At 66.0% G+C, this 20,451-nt stretch carries 20 protein-coding genes; 13 read left to right on the forward strand and 7 right to left on the reverse strand.

Annotated features, from left to right (window positions below; translation table 11 throughout):
* The first annotated feature begins 101 nt into the window (after positions 1–101).
* The 5 genes from frr (at position 102) to GUY37_RS06535 (ending at position 4,486) form a co-directional block, all read left to right on the forward strand.
* Complete coding sequence (gene frr, locus GUY37_RS06515; protein ID WP_152348225.1) at positions 102–659, forward strand: ribosome recycling factor; 558 nt, start codon at positions 102–104, stop codon at positions 657–659.
* Entirely contained in the window at positions 659–1,681 is a 1,023-nt protein-coding gene (locus GUY37_RS06520) for a phosphatidate cytidylyltransferase (RefSeq protein ID WP_166823624.1), read from the forward strand. The genes frr and GUY37_RS06520 overlap by 1 nt, the downstream gene beginning before the upstream one ends.
* 136 nt (positions 1,682–1,817) lie before the next feature.
* The gene (gene rlmN / locus GUY37_RS06525) at positions 1,818–3,122 is read left to right on the forward strand and encodes a 23S rRNA (adenine(2503)-C(2))-methyltransferase RlmN (protein ID WP_323127527.1); all 1,305 of its coding nucleotides are present in this window, start codon (positions 1,818–1,820) and stop codon (positions 3,120–3,122) included.
* Between the two features lie 100 nt (positions 3,123–3,222).
* A complete protein-coding gene (locus GUY37_RS06530) occupies positions 3,223–3,783 on the forward strand; it encodes a DivIVA domain-containing protein (RefSeq protein WP_152348227.1) in 561 nt (186 codons plus the stop codon).
* Entirely contained in the window at positions 3,776–4,486 is a 711-nt protein-coding gene (locus tag GUY37_RS06535) for a hypothetical protein (protein WP_166823627.1), read from the forward strand. The genes GUY37_RS06530 and GUY37_RS06535 overlap by 8 nt, the downstream gene beginning before the upstream one ends.
* 418 nt (positions 4,487–4,904) lie before the next feature.
* Here GUY37_RS06535 and GUY37_RS19000 read toward each other — a convergent pair whose 3' ends face one another.
* Positions 4,905–5,057: a hypothetical protein gene (locus GUY37_RS19000; RefSeq protein WP_208094782.1), complete on the reverse strand. Its 153-nt coding sequence runs from the start codon at positions 5,055–5,057 to the stop codon at positions 4,905–4,907.
* On the opposite strand from GUY37_RS19000, the gene GUY37_RS19005 reads away from it, so the two are divergent.
* On the forward strand, positions 5,046–5,408 hold the full coding sequence (locus GUY37_RS19005) for a class I SAM-dependent methyltransferase (protein WP_208094783.1): 363 nt from the start codon (positions 5,046–5,048) through the stop codon (positions 5,406–5,408). The two genes, GUY37_RS19000 and GUY37_RS19005, sit on opposite strands and share 12 nt — an antisense overlap.
* Before the next feature lie 126 nt (positions 5,409–5,534).
* Here the strand turns inward: GUY37_RS19005 and GUY37_RS06545 are convergent, their stop codons facing one another.
* Complete coding sequence (locus GUY37_RS06545) at positions 5,535–6,734, reverse strand: acyl-CoA dehydrogenase family protein (protein ID WP_166829464.1); 1,200 nt, start codon at positions 6,732–6,734, stop codon at positions 5,535–5,537.
* 157 nt (positions 6,735–6,891) lie between these two features.
* On the opposite strand from GUY37_RS06545, the gene dxr reads away from it, so the two are divergent.
* Positions 6,892–8,112, forward strand: a complete 1,221-nt coding sequence (dxr, locus tag GUY37_RS06550) for a 1-deoxy-D-xylulose-5-phosphate reductoisomerase (RefSeq protein WP_228278400.1) — start codon at positions 6,892–6,894, stop codon at positions 8,110–8,112.
* Positions 8,109–9,650: a M50 family metallopeptidase gene (locus tag GUY37_RS06555; RefSeq protein ID WP_166823636.1), complete on the forward strand. Its 1,542-nt coding sequence runs from the start codon at positions 8,109–8,111 to the stop codon at positions 9,648–9,650. The genes dxr and GUY37_RS06555 overlap by 4 nt, the downstream gene beginning before the upstream one ends.
* Before the next feature lie 71 nt (positions 9,651–9,721).
* Here the strand turns inward: GUY37_RS06555 and GUY37_RS06560 are convergent, their stop codons facing one another.
* Positions 9,722–11,146: a serine hydrolase domain-containing protein gene (locus GUY37_RS06560; RefSeq protein ID WP_166823639.1), complete on the reverse strand. Its 1,425-nt coding sequence runs from the start codon at positions 11,144–11,146 to the stop codon at positions 9,722–9,724.
* A gap of 260 nt (positions 11,147–11,406) precedes the next feature.
* On the opposite strand from GUY37_RS06560, the gene ispG reads away from it, so the two are divergent.
* On the forward strand, positions 11,407–12,570 hold the full coding sequence (gene ispG, locus GUY37_RS06565; protein ID WP_166823642.1) for a flavodoxin-dependent (E)-4-hydroxy-3-methylbut-2-enyl-diphosphate synthase: 1,164 nt from the start codon (positions 11,407–11,409) through the stop codon (positions 12,568–12,570).
* An 81-nt stretch (positions 12,571–12,651) separates the two neighbouring features.
* Positions 12,652–13,533 (forward strand): GNAT family N-acetyltransferase, encoded by an 882-nt coding sequence (locus tag GUY37_RS06570; RefSeq protein ID WP_152348233.1) that lies wholly within the window; start codon positions 12,652–12,654, stop codon positions 13,531–13,533.
* Positions 13,534–13,545: 12 nt separating this feature from the next.
* Here the strand turns inward: GUY37_RS06570 and GUY37_RS06575 are convergent, their stop codons facing one another.
* On the reverse strand, positions 13,546–13,962 hold the full coding sequence (locus tag GUY37_RS06575; RefSeq protein ID WP_166823645.1) for an RNA-binding S4 domain-containing protein: 417 nt from the start codon (positions 13,960–13,962) through the stop codon (positions 13,546–13,548).
* A 1-nt stretch (position 13,963) separates the two neighbouring features.
* Positions 13,964–14,731 carry an NUDIX hydrolase gene (locus GUY37_RS06580; protein WP_166823648.1) on the reverse strand — a complete coding sequence of 256 codons (768 nt, stop codon included), beginning with the start codon at positions 14,729–14,731 and terminating at the stop codon, positions 13,964–13,966.
* A gap of 206 nt (positions 14,732–14,937) precedes the next feature.
* On the opposite strand from GUY37_RS06580, the gene GUY37_RS06585 reads away from it, so the two are divergent.
* On the forward strand, positions 14,938–16,785 hold the full coding sequence (locus tag GUY37_RS06585; protein ID WP_166823651.1) for a proline--tRNA ligase: 1,848 nt from the start codon (positions 14,938–14,940) through the stop codon (positions 16,783–16,785).
* Between the two features lie 9 nt (positions 16,786–16,794).
* On the forward strand, positions 16,795–17,604 hold the full coding sequence (locus GUY37_RS06590) for a TSUP family transporter (RefSeq protein WP_228278401.1): 810 nt from the start codon (positions 16,795–16,797) through the stop codon (positions 17,602–17,604).
* Positions 17,605–17,673: 69 nt separating this feature from the next.
* On the opposite strand, the gene GUY37_RS06595 is transcribed toward GUY37_RS06590, so the two are convergent.
* Entirely contained in the window at positions 17,674–18,693 is a 1,020-nt protein-coding gene (locus tag GUY37_RS06595) for an aminoglycoside phosphotransferase family protein (RefSeq protein ID WP_166823654.1), read from the reverse strand.
* A complete protein-coding gene (locus tag GUY37_RS06600; protein ID WP_166823657.1) occupies positions 18,690–19,652 on the reverse strand; it encodes a hypothetical protein in 963 nt (320 codons plus the stop codon). Before GUY37_RS06600 ends, GUY37_RS06595 begins: the two co-directional genes overlap by 4 nt.
* A 299-nt stretch (positions 19,653–19,951) precedes the next feature.
* On the opposite strand from GUY37_RS06600, the gene GUY37_RS06605 reads away from it, so the two are divergent.
* A complete protein-coding gene (locus GUY37_RS06605; protein WP_166823660.1) occupies positions 19,952–20,416 on the forward strand; it encodes a ribosome maturation factor RimP in 465 nt (154 codons plus the stop codon).
* Positions 20,417–20,451 lie beyond the last annotated feature (35 nt).

Here is a 20,451-nt window from a genome sequence, read left to right on the forward strand (position 1 = left end):
TCCACGCTGGTGAGGACACCCCTGTGAAGTTTCGGTGCGGCATTTTTCAGCGATGACCCATAGAATGAACTCAAAGCTTTAAGAGATGGAAAGAGGCAACCGTGATTGAAGAGACACTGGCCGAAGCCAGAGAGAAGATGGACAAGGCCGTCGAATTCACGCAGGACGACTTCGCGTCGATCCGCACCGGCCGCGCCAACCCCGCACTGTTCGCCGACATCGAGATCGACTACTACGGTGCTCCGACGCCGCTGCAGCAGCTCGCCTCGTTCCAGACGCCCGAGGCTCGCACGATCCTCGTGACTCCCTACGACAAGGGCACGCTGGGCGATATCGAGACCGCCCTGCGCAACTCCGACATCGGCGCGAACCCCGCCAACGACGGCAACGTCATCCGCATCGTCCTCCCGGACCTCACCGAGGAGCGCCGCAAGGAGTACGTCAAGATCGTCAAGGGCAAGGCCGAAGACGGCAAGGTCTCCATCCGCAACATCCGCCGTCACGCCAAGGAGACGCTCGAGCGCATCAAGAAGGACGGCGAAGCCGGTGAGGACGAGGTCACTCGCAGCATCTCCGAACTCGACGATCTGACGAAGAGTAAGGTCGAAAGCGTCGACAAGCTGCTTGCGCAGAAGGAAGCTGAGCTGCTCGAGGTCTGATGATTGCCGTGACAGGGTCCGACAGTCCCGCCTCAGATCCGGCTCCCCTCGGGGAGCCGGATCCGTCCGGCGAGGCAGCGCAGGTGGAGTCCCCGTTCCCCAGACGTAGGGATCTGCGCAACTCGGACAAGCCGTTTTCGCCCGACGACCCGGAGTCGAATCCCACCGTCGAGGAAGCAGAAGACGGGGCCGAACCGGAATCGAAGGACTACGGTCGGGCCGGCCGCAACCTGCCGGCCGCGATCGGCATGGGACTGCTCATCGGCGGCGTGGTGCTCGCCTCACTGGTGTTCCTGCCGATCTCCTTCCTCTTCATCATCCTCGTCGGCATCGTCGCCGCGATGTGGGAGCTGGCGAACGCTCTGTCGCGTTCGGGTTCCCTGGTCTCCCGGGTACCGACCATGGTGTCGGCCGCCTGCATGGTCGTCGCCACCTACATCGGCGGCCGCGAAGCTCTCTGGGTGACGTTCGCCGCCAGCGCCGGAGCAGTCATGCTCTTCACGATGGTCGAGCGTCGGAAGAACGCAGTCAAAGACGTCTCGCTCTCCCTCTTCGCCCTGACCTACGTCGGCCTCATGGCCTGCTTCATCGTCTACCTTCTGACCCAGCCGGACGGCAATTTCTACATCATCATCTTCCTCGCCGCGGTCGTCGCCTCAGACACGGGCGGCTACGTCTTCGGCGTGCTGTGGGGCAAACACCCCATCGCCCCGCGGATCTCTCCGAAGAAGTCCTGGGAAGGCTACCTCGGCTCCACCGTCTTCGCCGCGGTCGTCGCAACGATCCTCGCGGTCACGGTCGTCGACGCACCGTTCTGGACCGGGCTGGTCATCGGTGCGGTCATCCCCGCCTTCGCCACCCTCGGCGACTTCAGCGAATCGATGATCAAACGCGACCTGGAACTCAAGGACATGGGCACCCTGCTGCCCGGCCACGGCGGCGTGATGGACCGACTCGACTCGATCCTGCCGACCGCCCCCGTCGCGCTCGTCCTCTTCTCGGTGCTGCCCGGCTACCTCTGAGCCGGTCGCCGAGGCGGTTCCTCGGCACCGAGTGGACCGTGCGTCTCGAGCCGCTGTCCCGACGTGGCGGCTTGTATCCGCCCGACGTGGCGGCTCACACACGACAGTCCAGCGGCGAACATGAGACAATGGCCGTGTGAGTTCTCAAGCAGGCAGAAGGCAGACCAGGCCCGTCGTCGAACATGCCGACGGCACGACATCGACGACCCCGATGCGCGATGGCCGTCCCCTTCTCAATTTCAAGTCCGCACGGGTCAAGCAGCCGCCTCAGCATCTGGCCGATATGACGATGGACGAACGCATCGACGCGGTCACAGAGATGGGACTGCCCGGATTCCGGGCCAAGCAGATCTCTACCCACTACTTCAGCCACTACGTCACCGACACCGAGGCGATGACGGACCTGCCCAAGGACAAGCGGGCGGAGATCCAGGAGCGGTTCTTCCCGCATCTGCTCACCGAGGTGCGTCGCCTGCGCACCGAGAACGGCGACACCATCAAGTTCCTGTGGCGCCTGTTCGACGGGGCTCTCGTCGAATCCGTGCTCATGCGCTACCGCAACCGAGTCACGCTGTGCGTGTCCAGCCAGTGCGGGTGCGGCATGAACTGCCCGTTCTGCGCCACCGGCCAGCAGGGTCTGACTCGGAACATGTCGACGGCCGAGATCGTCGAACAGGTCGTCCGCGCCAACCAGGTCATCGCCGCCGGAGAACTCGCCGAGGCTCCGAGATCGGATATGCCCGGTGCAGGTGAGACCGCTCTCGGCGCGGAAGCCGACGATGACGATGCGGCGGGGGAGTCCGCCTTCGACGGGGAGGCCACGGCCACCTCGGCGAGTGGGCCCGAACGGGTCTCGAACATCGTCTTCATGGGCATGGGCGAACCCCTGGCCAACTACAAGCGGGTGATGAACGCGGTGCGCCGCTTCGTCGGGCCCGCCCCGGAGGGCCTGGGCATGTCGGCCCGTCGGATCACGATCTCCACGGTCGGGCTGGTGCCGGGCATCAACAAACTCGCCGCCGAGGACATCCCGGTCACGTTCGCACTCAGCCTCCATGCACCCGATGACGAGCTGCGCGATGAGATGATCCCGGTCAACACCCGGTGGAAGGCCGATGAGGCCATCGACGCCGCGTTCAACTACTACCAGGTGACCGGTCGACGGGTGAGCATCGAATACGCGCTCATCAAGGACATGAACGACCACGTCTGGCGCGCCGAACTGCTGGCGAAGAAACTCAACGCACGCGGTCGCGGCTGGGTCCACGTCAACCCGATTCCGCTCAACCCGACCCCGGGCTCGGTGTGGACGGCCTCCGAACCGGAGGTCGCCGACGAATTCGTGCGCCGCCTCATCGATCAGGGCATCCCGACGACTATCCGCGACACCCGCGGTTCCGACATCGACGGCGCCTGCGGACAGCTCGCCGCAGCCGACTGATCTCCGTCCGATTCGGCGCCTGCCGACCGCGGCCACGCAATTTCTGCGGCTTCCATCTATCATGGTGGAAACACCACAGCCACTCGCTTCTGGAGGAGACATGGCGGACACGACTTTCCCTCGAATGTCCGGTTGGAAGAACGGATACGACCCCAAGCAGGTCGACAGCTTCTTCAAGCGTGCACGTGAGTCCTTCGAACGGCCGACGCCGCAGCCCGGCGATCTCGACTCCCGGGCGGTGCGCACGGTCGGCTTCGACCTCGTCCGCAAGGGTTATCACGTGGCCGTCGTCGATGCTGCGCTCGACCGTCTCGAAGACGCCTTCGCCAAGCAGGCGCGTGACCGTCTGATCGCCCAGTCCGGTCAGGACGCATGGGTCTCCGAGCTCACCCGTGTCGCGGCGTCCCTGCGGGGACGTCTGGTCCGCGAGCCCGGAGAGCGCTTCGACAACCCTCCTCCCGGAGTCATCGGCTACGACATCGACCAGGTCGACGATATGTGCGACAAGGTCAACTCGTACTTCACACAGGGCGTGGCGATGAGCGTCGACCAGGTCCGCCGCGTGCTATTCAAGACCGGGAAAGGCAAGAAGGCGTACAACGAGGACCAGGTCGATGCGTTCATCGACCGCGTCGTCGAAGTGATGGCCTCCGTTGACTGATTTCCACTTCTTCACGGTCCCGACCGCAACCGATCCGGGCACGCTCAACCCCGTCTACGAGCTCCTCGACTTCCCGATCGCGATGGGCCGGGCCGACGACGTCGTCCTCACCGGTCCCGCCCCGGAGAAACCTCTGGTCGACGGCCGCGAAGTCACCGATCCGCGCCTCATCAAGGCACTGTCGGTGCCCGTCGAGCTCGACCGCGCCGAGGTGCTCGACCGCAGTTCGAAGCTCGCCGGAGTTCTGCGCGCCATGGGAGTGGTCCCGGAATCCGGTGCCAGGCTGAGCCTCGCCGAGGATGTCCCGCCGCTGACGCGGGCGCTCGGTCTGCTCGCTGCCACCCGCATCGGGTTGGTCGTGGACCTGCGCGCTGGGTCTGGTGGAGCGACGCCCGGTGTCGGAACTGACGGTGTCGGTGCTGTTTCTGCCCAGGACACAGTCGTCCTGCACACGATCGAAGCCGAACCGCTCGAGTCGGGCCGTGCCTCCGTGCGGGTCACCCGCTCTCGCTTCGAAGGCGTCGGTGTGACGATCGGGTCCGAGACCGCGAACCTCGACCAGGCGATGCGTGATTCCCGAGTCGAATTCGCCGCTGTGGTGCCGCTTAAGCCACAGCACACCATGCTGCTCACCGACGACGGAGAGATCGATGCCCAGTCGAGCCTCGACTGGTATCGCAGCGAGGTCCTCTCTGCCTCCTGAGCCCCGGACGTCCGGGTGCTTCGGTCCGAGAGCGGATGGCCCTCGGGTTCAGGCTGATCCGCGATTCACACGGACGGTGGAATCGCTGCGCGCCGCCGGCTGTGTCTTCGCCGAAGACGAAGCGGCGATCCTCCTTGAGGCAGCGGGCGGGCCCGCGCGGAGACTCGATGGTCTCGTGGCCCGCCGCGTTGCCGGCGAACCCCTCGAACAGATCGTCGGCTGGGTCGACTTCGCGGGCCTGCGATTGAGTGTCCAGCCTGGAGTGTTTGTGCCACGGCAGCGGACTGCTCTGCTCGCGACTCACGCGGTGTCCGCGACCCGGCGGATGATGAGCTCACAAGGGAATGGGACAGAGCCAGACGTCGCTGCTGTCCGACCTATTGTGCTCGAAGCGTTCTGTGGGGTCGGACCGGTCGCCTCAGTTGTGGCTGCCCGGGTGCCGGGAGTCGATATTCACCTCGGCGATGCGCAGGCTGAAGCCGTGCGATGTGCTGTGGAGAATGTTGATTGTTGCGTCCAGACAGGCGACTCCGCACAGGTGGGGGAGTCGGGTGCCACTGTGACGGGGCATGTCCTCGACTGTCTCCAGGGACTGCCCGACTCACTGCGGCAGTCAATCTCTGTCCTCGCGGCCGTGCCGCCCTATGTCCCTGAAACTGCGGCCGACTTTCTGCCCCATGAGGCCTTCGACTTCGAACCGAGCACTGCTCTGTTCGGCGGTGCTGATGGGCTCGACCTCGTCCGACGGCTCATCACGGAGTCGCTCGACTGGCTGGCTCCGGACGGAGTGCTGCTCATCGAACTCGGTCGTGGGCAGGTCGCAGAGGCCACCACATTCGCAACCGAGCGGAGGCTGGAAGCCCAGAGCCACCTCGGCGAGGACGAACAGACCGTGCTCCTCGAACTGCGTGGTCGAAACTGACAGTAACCGACCTCGTACCGACTGGCTCAAAGCGCACGTGCAGTGCATGAGGGCCGTGCGCCTGCACTTTGAGCCGGTCGGTGAGCGGGTGGAGTCAGTACGCTGGCCCACCCTGGGCGATGCGGATCAGTTGGCGAAGGCGTTGATCCCGGTCATGGTCCGCCCCAGGGTCAGCTGATGCACTTCGTGCGTGCCTTCGTAGGTCAGCACGGTCTCGAGGTTCACGGCGTGACGCAGCGGCGGGTATTCACTCGTGATGCCCGAACCGCCGAACAGGGCGCGCAGGTCACGGCAGACGTTCATCGCGGTGTCGACGTTGACCATCTTGCCCAGGCTGATCTGCTCGGGGCGCACACCCTTCTCCGAATCCTTGAGCTTGCCCAGGTGAGCGGCGAGCAGCGTGATCTGCGAGTACTGACCGAAAGCCTTCGCGAGCTTCTGCTGGGTGATCTGGAACGACGAGAGCGGACGGTCGAACTGGATGCGGGTGCCGGTGTACTCCAGAGCCGAGAGCAGGGCATCGCGGGCGGCACCAGTGACACCGAAGACGATTCCGTAGCGGGCCTCGGACAGGCAGGACAGGGGGCCCTTGAGGCCCTTGGCCTTCGGCAGCATCGCATCTTCGGGCAGACGGACGTTGTCGAGGACGATCTCACCGGTGATCGAGGCGCGCAGCGAGATCTTGCGGTGGATCTCCGGGGTCTGCACACCCTCGGCGTTCGAGGGGACGACGAAGCCGCGGACGACGTTCTGTCCCTTGTCGTCGACCTCTTCGGTCTTGGCCCACACGACCATGACATCGGAGACCGGCGAGTTCGTGATCCACATCTTCGCGCCGTTGAGGATCCAATCGGATCCGTCCTTCTTCGCCGTCGTCTTCATCCCCGACGGGTCGGAGCCGACATCGGGTTCTGTCAGCCCGAAGCAGCCGATGGCCTTGCCGGCGGCCATCTTCGGCAGCCATTCCTCCTTCTGCGCTTCCGATCCCCAGTGGTGGATGGCGAACATCGCCAGCGAACCCTGCACTGACACGAGCGAACGCAGACCGGAGTCGACGGCTTCGAGTTCACGACAGGCCAGTCCGTACTGAGTCGCTGTCGACCCGCCGCAGCCGTAGCCGTCGAGGTGCATGCCCAGCAGACCGAGCTCGCCGAGTCCTTCGGCCAGTTCGCGGGCGGGGATGGTGGCGTCGAGGAAGTAGTCGCCGATCTTCTCCCGAACGTTCTCGTCCAGCCATTTCTTCACGATCGATGCGAATTCGAGGTCATCGGATTCGAAGACCGAATCCAGTCCAAGAATGTCGTCAGGGCTCAGCGTCTTGCTCATATCCATCTCTTTCGCCATTGATTGTCTTCATTCACAGTTTTACCGGAACCCGGTGGAGGACCGGTGTCCCGAAGCACTACAGATGACCAGGTACGCTGGGCGACACACGAGCTCATGTCGAGTCATTTCCCAGAGAACTTTGGCATCATCGGTTGGCGTGAGTAAACGTGGTTTCATTGTAGTCGGCTCGACAGGTTCGGTCGGCACCCAGGCCCTCGACGTCCTCGCCGAGCACCGGGACGAGCACGCGATCACCGGCCTGGCTGCCGGATCTCAACTCGACCTTCTGCTCGAGCAGGCTCTTGACTTCCGTGTGCCCGTCATCGGGCTCACGACCCCTCCGACCGGGGGAGAGTCCGAGGTGCGTGAGCGCCTGACCCAGTTGGCCGCCGAGCGGGGAATCGCTGATCCCGTCGAAGCCATCCACCTCGGGCATGACGCCGCCGAGGTGGTTGCGGGCTCGGCGGCGGACATGGTCCTCAACGCGATCACCGGTGCGGCCGGTCTCGGCGCGACTCTGGCCGCTCTCGAGCGCGGCACGGATGTGGCCCTGGCGAACAAGGAATCCCTCATCATCGGCGGCTCCATCGTCCTCGACGCAGCCCGGGCCACGGGTGCCCGACTCGTTCCCGTCGACAGCGAACACTCCGCCATCGCCCAGGCGCTGCGGGCCGGCACCCATGGGGAAGTCAGCAAACTCATCATCACCGCCTCGGGTGGGCCCTTCCGGGGAATGACCCGCGATGCCCTGCGCCGAGTCACCCCCGCTCAGGCGCTCAACCATCCCACATGGTCGATGGGCTCGATGATCACCATCAACTCGGCGACCCTGGTCAACAAGGGCCTCGAAGTCATCGAAGCGCATCTGCTCTTCGACATCGACTTCGACCACATCGAGGTCGTCGTCCATCCGCAGTCGCAGATCCATTCGATGGTCGAGTTCACCGATGCCTCGACGATTGCGCAGCTCTCACCACCGGATATGCGGCTGCCGATCTCCTACGCTCTGGGCACCCAGGACGATGGAACGACGAAACGCCTGTCCTCGGGAGCCGTCCCGCACAATTGGGGCCAGCCCATGCACTGGTCGTTCGAACCGGTCAACCATCTCGCTTTTCCCGCGCTCGGCCTGGCCATCGACGCAGGTAAGAAGGGCCGCAGCTACCCGGCGGTGCTCAATGCCGCCAATGAGGAACTCGTCGCAGCATTCATCGCCGGTGACATCGCCTTCACCGGTATCGACAAGGGCCTCACCCGAGCACTGGCCGCTCACGAACCGGCGGCCGACCACACGGTGGAGACCGTACTGGTCGCCGATGCCTGGGCACGGGAGTTCGCTCGTGCCGATGTCGCCGAACAGAACGGGGGTCGCCGATGACAGTTGTGCTCTATATCGTCGGGATCATCCTGTTCCTCATCGGCATTTCGATCTCGATTGCGCTCCACGAACTCGGCCACCTCACCCCGGCGAAGAAGTTCGGGGTCAAGGTCACGCACTATATGGTCGGCTTCGGACCGACCCTGTTCTCCTTCCGCCGCGGTGAGACCGAATACGGCATCAAAGCGTTCCCCCTCGGCGGGTTCATCGCGATGCCGGGAATGTACCCGCCGGAAGACGCGACGAAATCCCGCCTCGAAGGAGCAGCAGTCGCGAACAACGGCGTCGCTGCGAACAGCAGTGTCGACGGCACGGAAGACCTCCTCGGTGGACCGGGCGCGGCACTCGACTCAACGGGCGACGGAACGGTGGAACACCTCGGCGAGGGGATGGGTGACGGTGATGCCGCTCCGCTGCGCAGGGATCGGAAGAAGCGGAAGGGGCGGCTGTTCGAGGACACGATGGCCGATGCCCGGGAGTTCTCGAATCAGGAGATCGAGCCGGGGGAGGAGCACCGGACGTTCTATGCGCTCAGCGTGCCCAAACGGCTCGTCGTCATGTTCTCAGGTCCCTTCGTCAACCTGGTGCTCGGCATCCTCATCATGGGGATCTCACTGCTGGGCATCGGTGTGGTCACTCCGACGACCACGGTTCAAACCGTTGTCGAATGCGCCGTGCCCGCCTCCGAGGCGCAGGAGCGTCCCGCCTCGGAGCAGAACAGGTGCCGACCCGACGATCAGCTCACGCCCGCGTGGGAGGCCGGGATCAAACCGGGGGATGAGATCACCGCGATCGCCGGTGTCGAGACGAAGGACTGGGACCAGCTGTCGTCGGTCATCAAGGAACATGCCGGCGAACGCGTCGATGTCGACTTCGTCCGCGACGGCGAGGCACAGACGGTGACGGTGCCGATCATCGCCACCGAACGGCCGAAGGCCGACGACGCGGGCAAGGCAGTGCTCAACCCGGACGGGACTCCGCAGACCGAGACACAGGGCTTCTTCGGCGTCGGACCCGTCCAGGAACGCCAGCCGCTTCCGCTCGGCGAGTTCCCCGGCGCAGTGTGGGATCAGGTCTCCGGAGTCTTCCACGCGATCCTGACGCTGCCGGTCAAACTCGTCGACATCGGCGAGGTCGCCGTCGGCACGAAGGACCGCGACGCCGAAGGGCTTGTCGGCATGGTCGGCGTCGGACGCATCGCCGGCGAGATCGTGTCCACCGACAAGATCGACGTCGTCGACAAAGCGCAGATGGGGTTGGGCATGCTCGGCTCGCTCAACATCTTCCTGTTCGCATTCAACATGATCCCGCTGCTGCCGCTCGACGGCGGTCACATCGCCGTCGGCCTCTACGAAGGCGCGCGCCGCCGCATCAACCGGTGGCGCGGACGCGGGCTGATCGGTCCCTTCGACACGGCGAAGCTGCTGCCCCTGACCTATGTGTGCATCGGCCTGATGCTGTGCATGACCGCACTGCTCGTCTACGTCGACCTCGTCAAACCCATCACCCTCGACGCGATCTTCAACTCCGGGGGATAGGAGAGGCAGGGCGGCTGGGCTGAGCGACCGAACTCTGCGGCTGAGCGTGAGTCGCCTGCGGCTGAGCTCGTTCAGCTGCTGAGCGTGATCGCCTGCACCTCGCCGAGGTGGTTGAGCCCCACCGTGATCGTTGCCTTCGCCTCTGCTGTGCCCGTCACCGCCGAATCGCCGGTGTACGGCACTGTGACCACTCCGCGCAGCGGGGAGACCATGGTCAGGTCCGCCCCGGTGACGGGACGGTCGATCTGCTTCTCCGCCCGCCACCGGGCGAAGCGCTCCCGCCGTTCGTCGCGGGGTTCGTCGAGGTCCATATTCGTCGAGAAGATCGCCTCTGCGACGGCGTCGTCGAAGTCGTTGACGAGGTTTGCCGCGGCCAGCACGGTGTCGGTCTGGGCTTGGGCTGCGGGGAAGCGCGGCACCGGCACCGAGGTGGTCCGTCGTTCCAGCCGGGTGGCCTGTCGTCCCGTGGCCGCCGCCCACCCGAGGTCGAGCGAGTCCTGGACGACCCGCTGCGCCGGATAGTACGTGGTGTTGCCGAGCACGACGATGCTTAACCCCAGGTCTGGGAACCACCGCATGTGTGAGCCGTATCCGGGGTAGCCGCCGGAATGGCAGACGACGCGACCGAATCGGGTGTCCAGACGTGTCTCGAGCCCGTATCCGTAGCTGAGCGTCTCCGAGTGATGGTCACTCGTCTGGAGCTCCATGGTCCGTCGTGGCTGCTGGTCGTCGGCGAGGATCCGCGACCAGGCTCCGGGCGTGTATGTGTCCAGGTGTTCGAGGGCAGCGAGGTGTGTGTCCATCCACGCACCGATGTCGTCCACTGTGGAGATGACACCGCCGATGGGGGAGAAGACCCCCGGGCCGGTGAGTTCTGCCAGGTGGAGGCCGCCGTCGAGATCGACGCGGAACCCCGACGCCAGGTCCGGGAAGTCGGTGTGGTCGAACCCGGTGCGCGTGAGACCCAGCGGCTCGAAGACCTCCGTGCTCACGAGTTCGATGAACGTCCGGCCGGTGACCGCCTCGGCGACCATGCCGAGCAGGGCATATCCGAGGTTCGAATACTCGTAGCCGGTGTCGGCGGGCGCGCAGGCGATCGCGCCGCGGTGCAGCCATGCGGTGAGCTCGGCCGGAGTCATCGCCTCCATCCGATCGGCCCACGGGTCGTCCTTCGTGAATCCGGTGCTCATCGTCAGCGCCTGTCGGCAGGTGCGGTCGGCGATCGCAGTGTCGGCGAGCTCGGGCAGCAGGACACCGAACGGTGTGTCCAGGTCGAGGCCGTCGGCGGCGAGGAAGCCGATGGCTGCGGCAGTGAAGGACTTCGTCATCGAGGCGATCCGGTACGGAACGTCGGCGTTCACGGTTCGGGCGGGACCGCCTCGGCGAAAGATTCCCCACGCCAGGGATCCGCCCTGTTCGTCGAGCTTCTGAGATTCGGCATCGAGGGCCGCGGTCATCGCCTCGATATCGGGTTCGACGAATTCGGGTGTGCTCACTGGGCCGCTCCTTCGTGCAGACTTCACGTCATCTTCACACTACCGTCAGCCGGTGATAGGGGTGCGTGGTCGGCGGCGCGGCAGTGGTGCGTGGATGGGCCCGCGGTCGCGCAGGTGCCGTTCCAGGGTGCGCACTGCGGACGGTCGGCCGTGTGTCAGTGGGAGGTCCTACAATGGTGATGGTTCGCACAATCCGGGCTCCGCATCGGCGCCGACTCGGACATTGTGGCTGGTCACCAGCCCGACTGAAGGGATCCTTCGTGACATCGGTCAATCTCGGAATGCCCGCACCGCCGCCTCCCGTGCTTGCTCCGCGGAGGAAGACGAGGCAGATCAACGTCGGACGGGTGGGGGTCGGCTCCGATTCCCCGGTGAGCGTGCAGTCGATGACGACGACGCAGACGACGGACATCAACGGGACTCTGCAGCAGATCGCCGAACTCACCGCCGCCGGCTGCGATATCGTCCGCGTGGCCTGCCCGACCGCCGACGATGCCGCGGCCCTGCCGATCATCGCCGGCAAATCCCAGATCCCCGTCATCGCCGATATCCACTTCCAACCCAAATACGTCTTCGCCGCCATCGACGCCGGCTGCGCGGGGGTGCGCGTCAACCCCGGCAACATCCGCAGATTCGACGACCAGGTCAAAGAGATCTCGAAGGCCGCCGCCGAGGCAGGCGTGTCCATCCGCATCGGCGTCAACGCCGGGTCCCTCGACAAACGGCTGATGGAGAAATTCGGCAAGGCCACGCCCGAAGCGCTCGTCGAATCCGCGCTGTGGGAGGCCTCCCTGTTCGAAGAGCACGGATTCTATGACTTCAAGATCTCCGTCAAACACCACGACCCGGTGATCATGGTCCGCGCCTACGAGCTGCTGGCCGAGCGCGGCGATTGGCCGCTGCATCTGGGCGTCACCGAGGCGGGCCCCGCCTTCCAAGGCACGATCAAATCCGCCACGGCCTTCGGCCACCTGCTGGCCGAGGGCATCGGGGACACCATCCGAGTGTCGCTGTCCGCACCTCCGGCCGAGGAGGTCAAGGTCGGCAACCAGATCCTCGAATCCCTCAACCTGCGCCCCCGGAAGCTCGAGATCGTCTCCTGCCCGTCCTGCGGACGTGCGCAGGTCGACGTGTACACGCTCGCCGAACGCGTCACCGCCGGCCTCGAAGGCATGGAGGTGCCGCTGCGAGTCGCCGTCATGGGGTGCGTTGTCAACGGGCCCGGCGAGGCCCGCGACGCCGACCTCGGTGTGGCCAGCGGCAACGGCAAAGGGCAGATCTTCGTCAAGGGAGAGGTCATCAGGACCGTACCCGAATCCGAGATCGTCGAGACCCTCATCCATGAGGCCAACCGCATCGCCGAGGAGGCCGCGGGCGAGTCATCCGGTGTCGCCTCGGGGCCGCCTGAAGTCACCGTGGGATAGGTGCGATACCTTGTGAGGACGAACAGATTCATGGTCCAGTCATTGGCCCATGCTGACGGCTGAGAAAGAGTTCAGGGGCACATGGCGCTGAGGATCGCACGACTGGAACATCAGCACACCCGGTGGCTGACGGACCTGCTTGCGCGCAACCCCTGCGAGAACGTCTACCTCATCTCCCTCCTCGAAGTCACCGGCACTGCCCGGCTGGGGTCACCGGCAGGAACGCTGTACGGAATCTTCGACGGTGACCGACCCGTCGCCGCCTACTGGGTGGGCGGGAACATCATCCCGGTCGCGGCGACTCCGGCGACGAATGACGTGCTCGCCCGCAAACTCAATGCCGACGGTCGCGTGTCCTGCTCACTCATCGGCAGTCGGTCGGTCATCCTCGACCTGCGGCAGCGACTCAACTGGGGCGAACCGCGCGGAGTGCGTGAGCGACAGCCGCTGCTGGCCATCAGCTCCGATCCGCGGGTGGCCCCTGATGAGCATGTGCACCGGGTGACTCTCGACGATCTCGGCGCAGTGTTTCCCGCCAGCGTCGACATGTTCACCAAAGAGGTCGGATTCTCACCGATCGAGGACGGCACCGCCGGGTACCTGTCGCGGGTGCGCGGGATCATCCGCAGCAAGAACTGCTACGCCAGGATCTCCGACACTCTGCCGCAGGGAGGAGCGGTGCCGAGGTGGCCGGCCACCGAACAGGACGAGCAGGTGCTGTTCAAGGCCGATATCGGCATCCGCGCTCGACGCATCGTCCAAGTCCAAGGAGTGTGGGTCCATCCCGAAGTGCGCAATCAGGGCCTCGGCGCCTCGGGCATGGCCGCCGTCGTCCAACGCACCCGCGACAAAGGCCATTCCACGGTGAGCCTGTACGCCAATGACTACAACGAGACGGCTCTGCGCATGTATGCCCGTGTCGGCTTCGAACAGGTCGGCACCTTCGCCACCGTCATGTACTGAGCGGTCGGCGAATCAGTCGCGGCGATTGCGGGACTGCGGTTTGGCCATATCGCCGAGGAACTTCTCCATCTCCCGGCGGTCCTTCTTCGTCGGACGCCCCAAGCCCTTGTCGCGCCTGGGCACGAATCCGCGCAGCGCCGGATCGGGCGGGGGAGTCAGATCCTCGTAGCACTTCACGGCCACACTGGCCTGCATCCGAGTGGGGATGAACCCGGTGATCTTCCAGATGAATTCCGACCCGGCCTTGCGCACTCGGACCTCTTGGCCGATCGTCACCTTCTGCGCGGCCTTGACCCGCTGACCATCGACCTGGACATGGCCGCCGCGGCAGGCTTGAGTGGCGAGGTTGCGGGTCTTGAACATCCGTGTCGTCCACAGCCACACGTCGATGCGCATGTGCTTGGACGGGTCACGATCGATCTCAGTCATCTCACTCCCGTCGGGATCCCTCTGGCGTTTCGAGCCGAGTGTCAGCGCGCAGAGCCAGGGCCGAGCGCCTCGTGAACGTCTGCGCAGGGCGGCCCCGCCCCTGGCTGACGGCCTGACCGGTGGGGTCGAGCAGAGGCAGCATGGTGCGGCGGAACGTATCGGCCTGCAGGCTCTCCCCGGCGACGACCTCGTGGAGTTCGCGCAGCTGTCGCAGCGAGAACTCCCTCTCCAGCAGCCCGAAGGGGTCCGGGGTGCGTTCGTGGAAATCCCGCAGCCGGTGCACGGCCACGCGCACGATCTCCTGATGTTCGGCACTGAGCTCACCGACGTCATGGACGGGTACGAGCTTCCGGCTGTGGACGGGGGAGTCGGGATGATCGGAATCGGACTCCGCAGGCTCAGGTTCGGCCGCCTCGGCGGGGGTGTCACCGGTGCCGTCATCCTCGGCGAGTCCGACGTCGGCGGCGGAGAGCACATCGAGGTGGGCTACGGAGATCACCCAGCCGCGATCGTCACGGTCGGGCTGGTCGAACACATGCAGCTGGACGGGGGCACGGTCGACCAACCGAGCCTTCTCACGCAGACAGCGGGCGACCGCCTCGGCGAGGCGTTCCTGCGGACGCAGAATCGACCCGGGCAGCTGCCACACCCCGTCTCCGGGATGGGTCATGAGAACATGCAGGCCACGGCCGGGCACGGGGCAGAGGACCGCGGTGTCGACCGCGACCGAGGGCCGCGGGAACTGCGTGAGTTGACTGGGATCAGGCATGCTCTTCGTATCGTTCGGACTCATCATTTCAGCGGGGACCGGGCGGGGAACCGGACGGTCCCGACCGCTGCTGGACTTCGGTGCTGCAGCCACCAGTCTAATTCTCTTCCCCCAGGTGACGAATCCGCGCCCGCACGGATTCCCTCCGCTTCGTCCGCGTGCGATAGTGTTCGATCTGAGTCTTGACAAGTTGAGGAGTTTTACCCATGGCCCTGCGCATGTCGTCCCTGTTCGTGCGAACCCAGAAGGAGGACCCGGTCGGCGCCGAGGTGGCCAGCCACAGACTGCTGCACCGCGCCGGATACATCCGCAGGTCAGCACCGGGAATCTACACGTGGCTGCCGCTGGGTCTGGCCGTGCTCGGCAAGATCGAAGCCATCGTGCGCGAAGAGATGGCGCTCGCCGGCTCCCAGGAAGTCCACTTCCCGGGCCTGCTGCCCGCCGATCCGTACAAGAAGTCCGGCCGCTGGGAAGCCTTCGGACCCGACCTCTTCCACCTGCGTGACCGCCGCGAGAACGACTACATCCTCGCCCCCACCCATGAGGAGGTCTTCACCCTCCTGGTCAAGGACCTCTACTCCTCGTACAAAGACCTGCCGCTGTCGATCTACCAGATCCAGACGAAGTACCGCGACGAGGCCCGCCCCCGCGCCGGTCTGCTGCGCGGACGCGAATTCATCATGAAGGACGCCTACTCCTTCGACATCGACGACGCCGGTCTCGACGCCTCGTACGAGGCCATGCGCGTGGCCTACCTGCGCGCCTTCGCCCGCCTCGGCCTGCCGTGCCTGCCGGTCAAGGCGACCCCGGGTGCCATGGGCGGCTCCGGAACCGAGGAGTTCATCTACCCCTCCGAGGTCGGAGAGGACACCTTCGTCCGGTCCCCGGGCGGATACGCCGCGAACGTCGAGGCCGTGACCTCGATCGTGCCCGAGGCGATCCCGTACTCGCAGTCGCCTGCCGCGCATGTCGAGGACACCCCTGACACCCCGACCATCGAGACCCTCGTGGCGGCTGCGAACGCGGACCATCCGCGCGCCGATCGCGAATGGACGGCCGCGGACACCCTGAAGAACGTCGTCTGCGCCGTCACCCACCCCGACGGCACTCGCGAGATCATCGTCATCGGCCTGCCCGGCGACCGCGAGGTCGACCTCGACCGTGCCGCCGGCACCGGAATGCTCGGCGACGGCGAGGTCGACCTCGAAGCCGCGACTGCTGAGGACCTCGCCGCTCATCCCGAGCTCGTCAAGGGATACATCGGGCCCGGCAACGACCTCGACAGCCCCGTGCTCGGCCTCGAATCGCCGTCGAAGATCCGCTACCTCCTCGACCCCCGCGTCGTCGACGGCACCCGCTGGATCACCGGAGCCAACGAGCCGGGTCGCCACGTCTTCGACCTCGTCGCCGGACGGGACTTCGCCGCCGACGGCACGATCGAAGCCGCCCAGGTCGTCCTCGGCGACCCGGCCCCGGACGGTTCCGGTCCGCTGGAGCTGGCCCGCGGTGTCGAGATCGGTCAGATCTTCAAGCTCGGTCGCAAGTACGCCGAATCCCTCGAGCTCAAGGTGCTCGATCAGAACGGCAAGGCCCAGACCGTGACCATGGGCTCCTATGGCCTCGGCGTCACCCGCGTCATGGCCTGCATCGCCGAGGAATACCATTCCGAGGACGGGCTCCTGTGGCCGCAGCATCTGGCCCCGGCCGATGTGCACATCATCGTCGCCGGCAAGGGCGAAGAGATCGCCGAGGCGGCCGAGAAGATGACGGCCGAACTCGAGTCCGACGGCATCAGCGTCCTCCTCGATGACCGGAACAAGGTCTCGCCCGGATTCAAGTTCGCCGATGCCGAGCTCATCGGCATCCCCAGCGTCATCGTCGTCGGCCGCGGTCTGGCCGACGGCGTCGTCGAGGTGCGTGACCGTCTGGCCGGCGAGAAGTCCGACCAGCCCGTCGCAGAGGTGGTCCCCGCCACCGTGGCACGCGTCCGTCAGGCGTACGCCGAGGCCGCAGCCGCAGCCGATGCGGCGATCAGCGCCGACGAGAACGCCTGAGCCGCCTCGGTGTTCGAAGCCCTCGCCGGAGGCATCGACGTCACCTGGACGATGGTTCTGTGGCTGCTCGCCGCAGGACTCCTGGCCGGGTGGATCGACGCCGTCGTCGGCGGGGGCGGACTGATCCAGCTGCCCGCGCTGCTGCTGGTGCCGGGGATGAGCCCCGTCCAAGCGGTCGCGACGAACAAGATCGGCTCGATTGCGGGCACGACCGCCTCGGCGATCACCTACCTGCGTAAGATCACCCCGGACCGGTCGGCGACGATCCCGGCCGCGGCCTCGGCGTTCCTCGGTGCCGTGCTCGGAGCGAAGCTCGCGACCTTGGTGCCGAGCGAGGCCTTCACCCCGATCATCCTGCTGGCGCTCATCGGGGTCGGGATCTTCACCGTGCTCAACCCCAGCCTCGGTGCCGATGCCACTCTGCGTTTCGGGGAGACCTCGAAACGTCACCATGCGCTGTCATGGCTGATCGGGCTCGTCATCGGCATCTACGACGGCGTGCTCGGGCCGGGGACGGGATCGTTCCTCGTCATCGCCTTCGTCTCGATCATCGGATTCTCGTTCCTGCAGGCCTCGGCCACGGCCAAGGTCATCAACTGGGCCACGAACTTCGGAGCGCTCGTCTACTTCGTCCCCGACGGTCAGGTCGTGTGGCTGCTGGGCATCGTGGTGGCCGTCGGCAACGTCGCAGGCGGAATCGTCGGCGCCCGCACCGCGCTGGCGAAGGGCTCCGGGTTCGTCCGCGTCATCTTCGTCATCGTCGTCTCCGCGATGATCCTCAAACTCGGATACGACGTCATCTCCAGCCTCATCCACTAACTGCTACCTGACGGCGGCGCAGCAACCTCGCGCAAGGTTGCTGGGCCGCCGTCAGGTAGCAATAAGAGGTCAGCCTATGGGTTTGAGGGCGTGGGCGTTGACTCCGGCGACGTCGGCGCCGGACAGAGCGCGGGCCACCCACAGTGAGCGGGCGGCATCGGCCAGGCTCGAGGTCGAACCGCCGGAGGCCGCGCGCAGGTACCAGAACATGTTCGTGATCTCCCGGGCCACGGTCGCGCCCATCCCGTACTGCGGATCGACCCCGGCACACAGTGCCAGATCGGTGGCGAAACCCCGCAGCCACGCCGCCTGCGCCTGCGGATGATCCGACGGGATCTCGGCCAAGCGGTTCCACAGCACCGGAGCCAGCGTGTACGCGGTCGGACCGGCCAAGGGCTGCGGGTCGATGGCCTTCCACGTCGAAATGCCCGTCGGATCGGGATTGCCGGCGAGGATGTTGTAGTAGTGCAGGTCGGCGTGGATGAGCCAGTTCTCCTCCGAAGACGCCAGAGTCCGCATCCAATTGCGGGCGAACGACAGCAGCAGCGAATCGTGCGGACCCGCCTCCGACCACCCGGTCAGCAGCGCGGCATCGGCATCGAACGAGTTCAGCCACCCGGCCACGACATCCTGGACCCGCAGGAACTCCGAGGTCGCCGGAATCTCCAAGGACCGCTGCAGGGCACCCCACACCGGCGGCACGTCGGCCAGGGCCAACACGGACAGATTGTCCTTAGTGCGCAGCCGCTCCTGCAGAGTGACCCGGAAACTGCGATCATCGCGGATGACCCGGACCGCGCCGTGCCCGTTCCACATCGTCAGTGCCCGCAGCACCTGCGCATGCGCGGCCGTATGCGCCGAGGTGGGAGCGGCGAACCGCAGCACACCCTGATAGTTCTCCTGAGTGAGCACCGGAATCACCAGCGACTCGCACCCGGCCCACGGCGCCCCCGGCACATCGTCGAAGCGCAGCTTCCACCGGTCGAGGAGCTCGTTGGCCATATAGTCGAGCGCCGCGACCCACGAATCGGTGCGGAATTCGCCGATGATCTCGCGCGTCGCACGATAGAGAACCGGTGGAACCTTCACTCCTGCACCTCCGCCTGCCCGGGTTCGTCATAGGTGAAGCGCAGCGGCTGCGGATCGGCGAAGACCGTTCGGGTCCGAGCCGATTCCCACAGTCGCAGAATCGCCGAGGCGTCCGCCTCCAACCAGGGCAGAAGCGCGGAGGCGACGCCGTCCTCGAGGGAGAGGGCGAGGTCCTTCGCGGATTCCGCATCCGTCGGTGTGGGGTCGAGCTTCCACGCCGAGGCGGCCGGATCGGCCGCGTCCTCTCCGAGGAGTTCCAGCATCTCCCCGGACAGGGCACCCAGAGACTCGAGCCGCGCTAGCGCCCCCTTGCGTTCGCGCGACTTCGCGTCGAAGTTCACAGCCAGGCGCTCATAGCCGTACGCGGCCGCCCGGGACTGGTTGAGGATCGCATTGAAGACCTCGGCGCGATCGTCCTGGTCCTCATCGTCGACGTCCTGCTTCGAGTCCTGAGTCGTCTGCCTCCGGTCCCCGTCCTGGTCCATCTGGTCGCGGCCGGTGCGGATGAGGTCGTCGGCTGTGGTGATGATCTCCGGCTTCGTCGTCCCGGCGATCAGAGCCAGACCCGTCGCCGCGTCGGCCAGGATGGGAATGAGCCCCGATCCCAGGGACGACGAGGCTTCGAAGACGGCTCGGGACGCGACCTCGGCGGCCTGGACGAAGGTGCGTTCCTCTTCGATCGGGGGTGCTTCGGTGGCGAACTCGGTCGGCGGATTCCAAACTGGTCCGACCGCCGCAACGACATCGGCGAGGTCCTCACCAGCGGTTTCGGGGTCGCCTGGACCAGGAGAGGTGGAGTCGAGGATGCGGGCCAGACGATTGCGCAGCTGCCGGGTCGAATCCAGCGTGGGGATCTCGGGATCCTGATCGAGTCGCAGGCCGCAGGCGGTGAGCAGACCCAGACTCAACCCGCCGACGCCGGCAGTCAGAAGGCCGCGGCGACTGACGGGAAAACGCATACGGCAATCCTATCGGATGCCCGGTCGTCGCCGAGGAATGCCCGGTCGTCGCCGAGGAATGCCCGGTCGTCGCCGAGGAACGCCCGAGCGATCGCCGAGGAACGCCCGAGCGATCGCCGAGGGGCGCCCGACCTGCCGCAGCACGAGACTCGGACACCTCACCGATTGGGGCGAAGGCTTAACCTCGACGGCGGCTGTCGCTTAGGGTGGGTGAGAACAAGGCGACCGCGCAGGTGCACGGTGCGTCGGACCCCTCGCCCCACCTCGGCGAGGGGAGAGGCTGGAGATATGGAGGAGAAATGGACGAAGACGTCGAGCGGATCAAGGGCCTGCTCGCCCCGCCCCTGCAGGACGCGGGATTCCACCTCGAGACCGTCAAGGCGGTAGCGGCCGGACCGCGGCGCACGCTCACCGTCGTCGTCGACCTCGACGAATCGAGCACCGACCCGATGTCGATGGAGAAGATCGCCGAATCGACGAAGATCGTCGGCGACGCCCTCGACGAGGTCGAGATCTTCCGGGACAAGCCCTACCAGCTCGAGGTCACGAGCCCCGGCGCCACCCGGAAACTCGAGACCCCACGCCACTTCCGACGTGTCATCGGCCGCCGCCTGGAGATCACCACGAAGAAGGACACCTTCAAGCTCGACCTCGCCGAGGTGGGGGAGAGTTCGATCACGGGCACCGACCCCCAGCGCAAGGAGCCGAAGACGGTCGACCTCGGCGATATCCGCAGGGCCCAGGTGGAACTGAAGTTCCGCTGAGGCAGAACTCACGCTTCGCCGGCGGTGAAGAGCCC

It is taken from the genome of Brevibacterium limosum, assembly GCF_011617705.1.
GTDB classification, from domain to species: Bacteria; Actinomycetota; Actinomycetes; order Actinomycetales; family Brevibacteriaceae; genus Brevibacterium; species Brevibacterium limosum.